The sequence below is a fragment of the Hyalangium sp. genome, from assembly GCF_035629615.1.
GTDB lineage: Bacteria > Myxococcota > Myxococcia > Myxococcales > Myxococcaceae > Hyalangium.
The window spans coordinates 24,131-30,405 of record NZ_DASPHO010000097.1 but is presented as its reverse complement, the minus strand read 5'-3'; the positions used below and the strand labels follow the sequence as shown (position 1 = coordinate 30,405).

The following is a 6,275-nucleotide window of genomic DNA, read 5'->3' as shown; positions in this document are numbered from 1 at the left end:
TCGAGCCGCGCCCGGCCTCCGAGTCCCTGACGGCATGGGCCACCGTCGCCACCTACAAGCTCAAGCCGGGGCAGCAGCCTCAGCCGCCGCAGTGAGATCATGGCCACCGAGACCAAGACCGCCCGCTGGAAGATCGTCCTCGGCTACAGCGCCTTCTCGCTGTTCGCCCTCGTCCTCTGCTTCTTCCTCACGTTCCCGTACAGCACGCTGCGCGCACGCGTCGCCACCGAGGCGCTGAAGATGGGCTACGTGGTGCGCATCGACACGCTGCGGCCGGGTTTCTTCGGGCTGGCAGCCAGGGGCGTGCGCATCAGCCAGCCACCCGCGCCGCTCAGCAGCGAGACGATCGCGGCGCTGACGAGCGGCGATCCGTCCACGGCGCGCATGCTGGGCCCGGCGGAGCTGGGCGAGGCGGTGACGATCGACGCCTTGTCGCTTCGTCCCACCCTCTTCCCGCTGGGGGCGGCCTTCCAGGCTGACGCCATGGGCGGGCAGATCTCCGGCAACATCGGCGGGCGCAAGGATCTGCAGGTTCGGGTGAAGCTGGACAAGCTCGATCCCGCTCAAGGCAACCTGAAGAACTTCTCCGGGCTGGATCTGGAGGGGAGCTTGAACGGCTCGCTGACCCTGAGCCTGCCGGCGGCGCCGGGAGCGGCTGGGCGGCCGGGAGAGCCCGATCTGTCCCAGGCGGACGGGGAGCTGGTGCTCGATGGGCAGAACCTGCTGCTCAAGGGGAGCGTGGAGGGCTCGGGCGTGGCCAGCAAGGGCAGCCCCGTGGCCCTGCTCTTCCCAGGGGGACTGCCGCGCATCCCCGTGGGCGAGCTGACGGCACAGATCCGCTTCGAGAAGGGCCAGGGCACCGTGGACAAGCTGCGGCTGGGCGGCGATCAGCTGGAGATCCTGGGCACCGGCACGCTGAAGCTCGGCAAGCGCATCCAGTACATCGAGCCGGCCATGGACGTGAAGATTCGTGTCGAGCCGGAGCTGGTGAAGTCGCTGGGGACGGCGGGGCTGGGGCTCTCCATCCTCCCGCCGGACAAGGAAGATCCGAAGTTCCGCTCGGGGCGCTTGAGCGGCTCGCTGGGCAAGCTGTCCTTCCTGGGCAAGCGCTGACGAGCAGCTCTGAGCCTGGGGACGGCCCATTCTTTCCGCGGTGCCTCTGGCGGATCGTTCTGCGGTGTCAGTGCCAGTGCCGCTGGGCTTCGCGGTAGAGCTGGGTCAAGGAGAAGCCCAGCAGCGACTGGCGTGTGCGCATGTACTTGTAGGCGCGCAGGAACGGCAGCCAGACACGCTGGCCCACGCGCACCTGCGCCTCCTCCAGCTTCTGGCGCGATATCCACTGCCCCCCGAGGTGACGCACCAGCACCTGCCTCAGGTAGGCGCCCACGGCCGGCACCGCCCGCGCGTCGATGTTCTCCCGCTCGAAGACCTCCGGGAATCTGTCGTGCCAGAATTGGTAGTCCACGTCGGTGAGCGACTCAGGGGTCTGCTCGAACACGGCAGGCACCTCGGCGTGCAGCAGCGCCACCAGGTATTCGGCCAGCAGCGAATAGTGCTCCAGCGCCGCCTGGGTGTCCGGCACATCCGAGGGTAGAGCCGCGTTTGCGGGCAGCCACTCCTCCGGCTCTGGCGGCCGGTAGGCATTCAGCTCCGCAATCCTCCGCTGGCGCTTACGGAGGCACTCGGGCAAGTCGGTGGAGCCTCCGTCGGCTCAGGCCCAGGCCGATGAACGACTTGGAGGTCTGCAGGCCGCACCCCGGGCCAAGGCGCATACCGTCCCCCGGCAGCTGAGTGCACAGGCCCCTGCCCCTCTTCCCAGGCCGGGATTCGGGGGGACCTGCTGGCGGCGCCGGGACTGAACCTGTCATACAAGTAGACAGGTTGGTGGGGGGGAGCCTGCTGGCGGCGGGGCCTGGAACGAACCTGTCATACAAGTAGACAGGTTGGTGCAGGCTGCGCCCGGCAGGTGGCCCCCGGAAGTTGGGGTTGCGGGTTTTGCCCAAGCTACGGCTCCGCCGACTCGCCTCGGGTCAGGAGCGATACTCCTTCCGTGGTACAGCCCGAGTCCCGGCCTTCCTTACCCTCCGCGTGTTCTGTGCCGCGGACAGGAAGGCGCTCAGAATCCCTTCTCAGCTTTGGAGACGTAGACCATGACTGTCACACCCATCCGTTGGGCGGGGATCCTGCTTCTTGTGGTGCTCGGCTGCTCGAAAACAGAGCCAAGTCCCAAGGGAGACCCCGGTCCTGCGGGCCCACAGGGACTTGTAGGGCCAGCGGGGCCGCAGGGAGCAGCGGGCCCGCAAGGAGAAAGGGGCCCGCAAGGAGCAAACGGAGTACAGGGGCCGGTAGGGCCCACGGGTGCCACGGGCCCACAAGGACCGACTGGGCCACAGGGGCCCTCGGGAGGCGATACACCCCCGTTCGTGGTGAGCGGCACCGTCTCGCAAGCGAGCCCTCTCGACGCCATCCACAACTGGGGTACGTTCGACGTGGTCGCCGCTGCCTACACCACCTCCGACAACGGGGTGACCTATACGCAGTTGGCCACGGGTGTGGCTGCGGCCACACTGCTCGGCGATGGCAGAGATGGAGCGCTCACAGTTAGCGGGCTCCAGCGCATCGATCAGACCCGGACTTCTGCCACGGGGACGGAGGGCACCACCGCGCTCACCGTCGCCAGCATCACCGGGTTCTTGACGGGCAACATCGTCTTGATCCTCCAGATGCGAGGCCCAGGAGCGGGACAGTGGGAGGAACACACGGTCGCCACACTGGGCGGAACCACGCTGACCCTGACTGCGCCTCTGAGCAACAGCTACTCCAGCAGTGAAACGGCCCGCGATGTGGCATTGCGTGTCCCGCAGTACGCGAACATGACAGTGAGTTCAGGGGCGACCGTCACCGCATCCGCCTGGGATGGAACGACCGGCGGAGTCCTCGCGTTTCGGGCCAGAGGTACTGTGCTGATCCAGCCGGGCGGCGTCATCGATGTATCGGGCTTGGGATTTCTCGGAGGCGTCAGCAACGGCACCGTCGAGCCCTACACCGTGGCGACGGGCGGTCCCTTCACGGGAGAGAGCCCTACCGGCCCTTCGATTCGCAGCCCCATTACCCTCGCCAACGGCATCCATACAGCCGCGCCAAACGGAGGGGGTGGAGCCGGCGGGGTCGCCTCCAACAGCGAAGGGATGACCGGCGGACACGGAGGCGCCCACGCCTCTCCCGGTTCGCTAGGGGTGTCAGGCTACTTGTTGAGCGCGAGGACGCTTCGCTCGGCTCCCTACGGTGATGATGAACTCCGGCTGCTCTTCATGGGGTCAGGAGGAGGAGGAGGAGGAAATCACCACCCCCCCAGTGGACCCGTGACGCAGCCACCTGAATACGGAGTGGGAGGAAACGGAGGGGGAATCACATTCATCCGGGCAGCCACGTTCACCAACTACGGCGTCTTGAACTCGAGCGGAGGAAATGGCACCCAGGGATATCTGGCCACCAATAGCTGCACCTACATCGCGGGAGGAGGTGGTGGAGGCGGCGCGGGAGGATCCATCCGCATCGAGACACTCGCGGGATACGCAGGAACCATCACTGCGGTGGGAGGGTTGGGAGGGTACGGTCAACCTACCTGCTACAGCGGTTGGGACGGTGCCTCGACAGGAGGCAACGGCAGCGACGGCCGGACACGACTCAGCCTCGGAGGCGGTTTCACGTTGATGATGCCGAACGCCAACACCGTGCGTCTGCTCTCCAGCGGTCTCACCGCCAACGTCAAGATCGTCGTGAAGCAGTGAGCCACGCTGCCAAGACCGCTCTGCTTGTCTAACAGGTTCGTGCCAAGCCCCGCAGACAGGGGAGCCTTGCTTGAGTCTTCTACTCCCGGGATCAGAGCTTGGCGCTCACATCCAACCCACTGCGGCGAGTCGGTTCTCACCTACCTGTCAGGTCCACCAAGTTGCCAAGAGCGCCACCCGGCGTATAAAGCCACTCCGTTCCTCACGGAGGCTGGCATGCCGGAGCTGGTGTTCTTTCGACGTGGCGAGGAAGTGCTCAGGTTCGCGCTCGACAAAGCGCGCGTGGTGCTCGGCCGCGGCGAGAAGTGCGACGTCGTCATCCCCGACCCCGAGGTCAGCCGCCAGCACCTGGCGCTCGTCCATGACGGGAAGACCTGCCAGCTCGAGGATCTGTCCGGAAACGGCACCGTGGTCGCCGGCAAGGTGATGAAGCAGGGAGTGCTCCCGGATGGCGCAGACATCGCGCTGGGCCAGTGGCGCGCTGTGTTCCGCGAGCGAGGCTCCATCGAGAGCGAAGGCCCCACCGGCGTGGGTCGGCGCACGGACGTCCAGGCCAAGGATCCCCAGGATCAGGAGGCAATGCCCGCCCAGGTGCGCGTGAAGCAGGGCAGCACCGAGTTCCTCCACGAGCTCAGCGGAGAGAGCTTCACCATCGGCAAGGAGCCGTCCAGCACCATCGTCGTCCAGGACCGCTTCATCTCCAGCCGCCACCTCAAGGTGACACGCAAGGAGGGCCTCTTCCATGTGGTGGATCTGAACTCCACCAACGGCACCTTCCTGGGCTCCGCGCGCATCTTCGAGGTGGAGGTGCCGCTGAACACCACGCTCCGGGTAGGCGAGACGGAGATCATCCTCGAGCCGCTGTCCCAGGGCCGGCAGGACTCGTCCTTCCACGGCATCATCGGCAATGATCCGTCCGTCAGGAACCTCGTCGAGCTCATCGGGCGGGTGGCGCCCTCCTCCGCCGCCGTGGCCATCCTCGGCGAGTCCGGCACCGGCAAGGAGCTGGTCGCCAAGGCCCTCCACGTCTGCTCCACGCGCGCGGACAAGCCCTTCATCCCCATCAACTGCGCTGCCATCTCCAAGGAGCTGATCGAGAGCGAGCTGTTCGGCCACGAGAAGGGCGCCTTCACCGGAGCCCAGGGCTCGCGCCGGGGCGCCTTCGAAGAAGCCCACGGTGGCACCCTCTTCCTGGATGAGATCGGCGAGCTGCCGCTGGAGCTGCAGGCCAAGCTGCTGCGCTCTCTGGAGAACGGCGAGATCAAGCGCGTGGGCGCCAGCCGTCCCTCCCATGTGGATGTGCGCGTCGTGGCCGCCACCAACCGCGATCTGCTGTCCGCCGCTCGCGAGGGAAAGTTCCGCGAGGATCTCTACTACCGCCTCTGCGTCATCCCCCTGGTGCTCCCGCCCCTTCGCAACCGGAAGGGCGACCTGGGCCTGCTGGCCGACAGCTTCGTGCGCCTCTACTCTCCGCGAGGCCAGACGGTGAAGATCACCCCCGCCGCCTTGGAGAAGCTCCAGCAGCACCCCTGGCCCGGCAACATCCGCGAGCTGCGCAACGTCGTCCATCGCGCCCTGCTGCTGCGCAAGGGCCCCAAGATCGACGCCAGCGACATCTCCTTCGATCAGGAGTACAGCCGCGAGCCCGCGGGCGCTCCCGCCTCCCACGTCTCCCTCGACTTCCCCGAGGGGATGAACCTCGAGCAGATGACGGAGCGCGCGCAGCGCCAGATCATCGAGATCGCCCTGCGCCGCCACAACAACAACCGGGAGCGCGTCTCCAAGGAGCTCGGGCTGGCACGATCCACCCTCTTCAAGCGTCTCAGGGATTGGGGCATCACGAAGACGGACGAGGATCCGGAGTAAGCGTCCCACCGACACCACGCGCCGCGGCACGGGAACAGATCCTTGGAGCCTCTCGTGCGTTTCATGCCCAAGCCCCTTATGCGGGGGTGAGAGGAGGCATGTCATGGGCGCCGGAATCGTTGGGCTACCCCACATCTCGCAGCTTTACCGTCAACACCGTACACGGGCGCTGGCCATCGCGCGGCGGATCGTCGGAGACGCGGACGACGCGGAGGACGTGGTGCAGGACGTGTTCACGCGGCTGGCCCGCAAGCCCGAGGGCTTCAACGGGCGAGCAGCGTGGACCACCTGGCTGCACCGGGTCATGGTGAACAGCAGCATCAACTGGCTCCGGGCGCGCAAGCGCCGGGACAAGCTGACCCAGGAGCCGCAGGAGCCCACTTCCCCCGAGACTCAAGCCGTCGGCGAGGAGATGCAGCGGCACTTCGGGGACGCGCTGAAGCAGGTGAGCGAGCTGCAGCGCCAGGTGCTGTGGCTGCGCGAGGTCCGCGGCTTCAGCTACCCGGAGATTGCCCAGGTGCTGCGCATCCCCGAGGGCACGGTGAAGAGCTCACTGCACCGCGGACGCGTGCGCGCGCTGGAGGTTCTGGAGGAGCGCGGGCAGCGCCCATGAGGTAG

General features: G+C 67.0%; 5 protein-coding genes. 4 read left to right on the top strand and 1 reads right to left on the bottom strand.

The features are described 5' to 3' along the window. Positions 1-99: 99 nt before the first annotated feature. Entirely contained in the window at positions 100-1,113 is a 1,014-nt protein-coding gene (gspN, locus tag VD972_RS04525) for a type II secretion system protein GspN (RefSeq protein WP_324981283.1), read from the top strand. A gap of 67 nt (positions 1,114-1,180) precedes the next feature. On the opposite strand, the gene VD972_RS04520 is transcribed toward gspN, so the two are convergent. Further along, the gene (locus VD972_RS04520) at positions 1,181-1,690 is read right to left on the bottom strand and encodes a hypothetical protein (protein ID WP_324981280.1); all 510 of its coding nucleotides are present in this window, start codon (positions 1,688-1,690) and stop codon (positions 1,181-1,183) included. A 736-nt stretch (positions 1,691-2,426) separates the two neighbouring features. Here VD972_RS04520 and VD972_RS04515 point away from each other — a divergent pair. From VD972_RS04515 to VD972_RS04505, 3 genes are all read left to right on the top strand, one after another. Continuing rightward, positions 2,427-3,791, top strand: a complete 1,365-nt coding sequence (locus VD972_RS04515; RefSeq protein ID WP_324981277.1) for a hypothetical protein — start codon at positions 2,427-2,429, stop codon at positions 3,789-3,791. 216 nt (positions 3,792-4,007) lie between these two features. Further along, on the top strand, positions 4,008-5,657 hold the full coding sequence (locus VD972_RS04510) for a sigma 54-interacting transcriptional regulator (RefSeq protein ID WP_324981274.1): 1,650 nt from the start codon (positions 4,008-4,010) through the stop codon (positions 5,655-5,657). A 103-nt stretch (positions 5,658-5,760) separates the two neighbouring features. Then, a complete protein-coding gene (locus tag VD972_RS04505) occupies positions 5,761-6,270 on the top strand; it encodes an RNA polymerase sigma factor (RefSeq protein WP_324981271.1) in 510 nt (169 codons plus the stop codon). Positions 6,271-6,275: the final 5 nt, after the last annotated feature.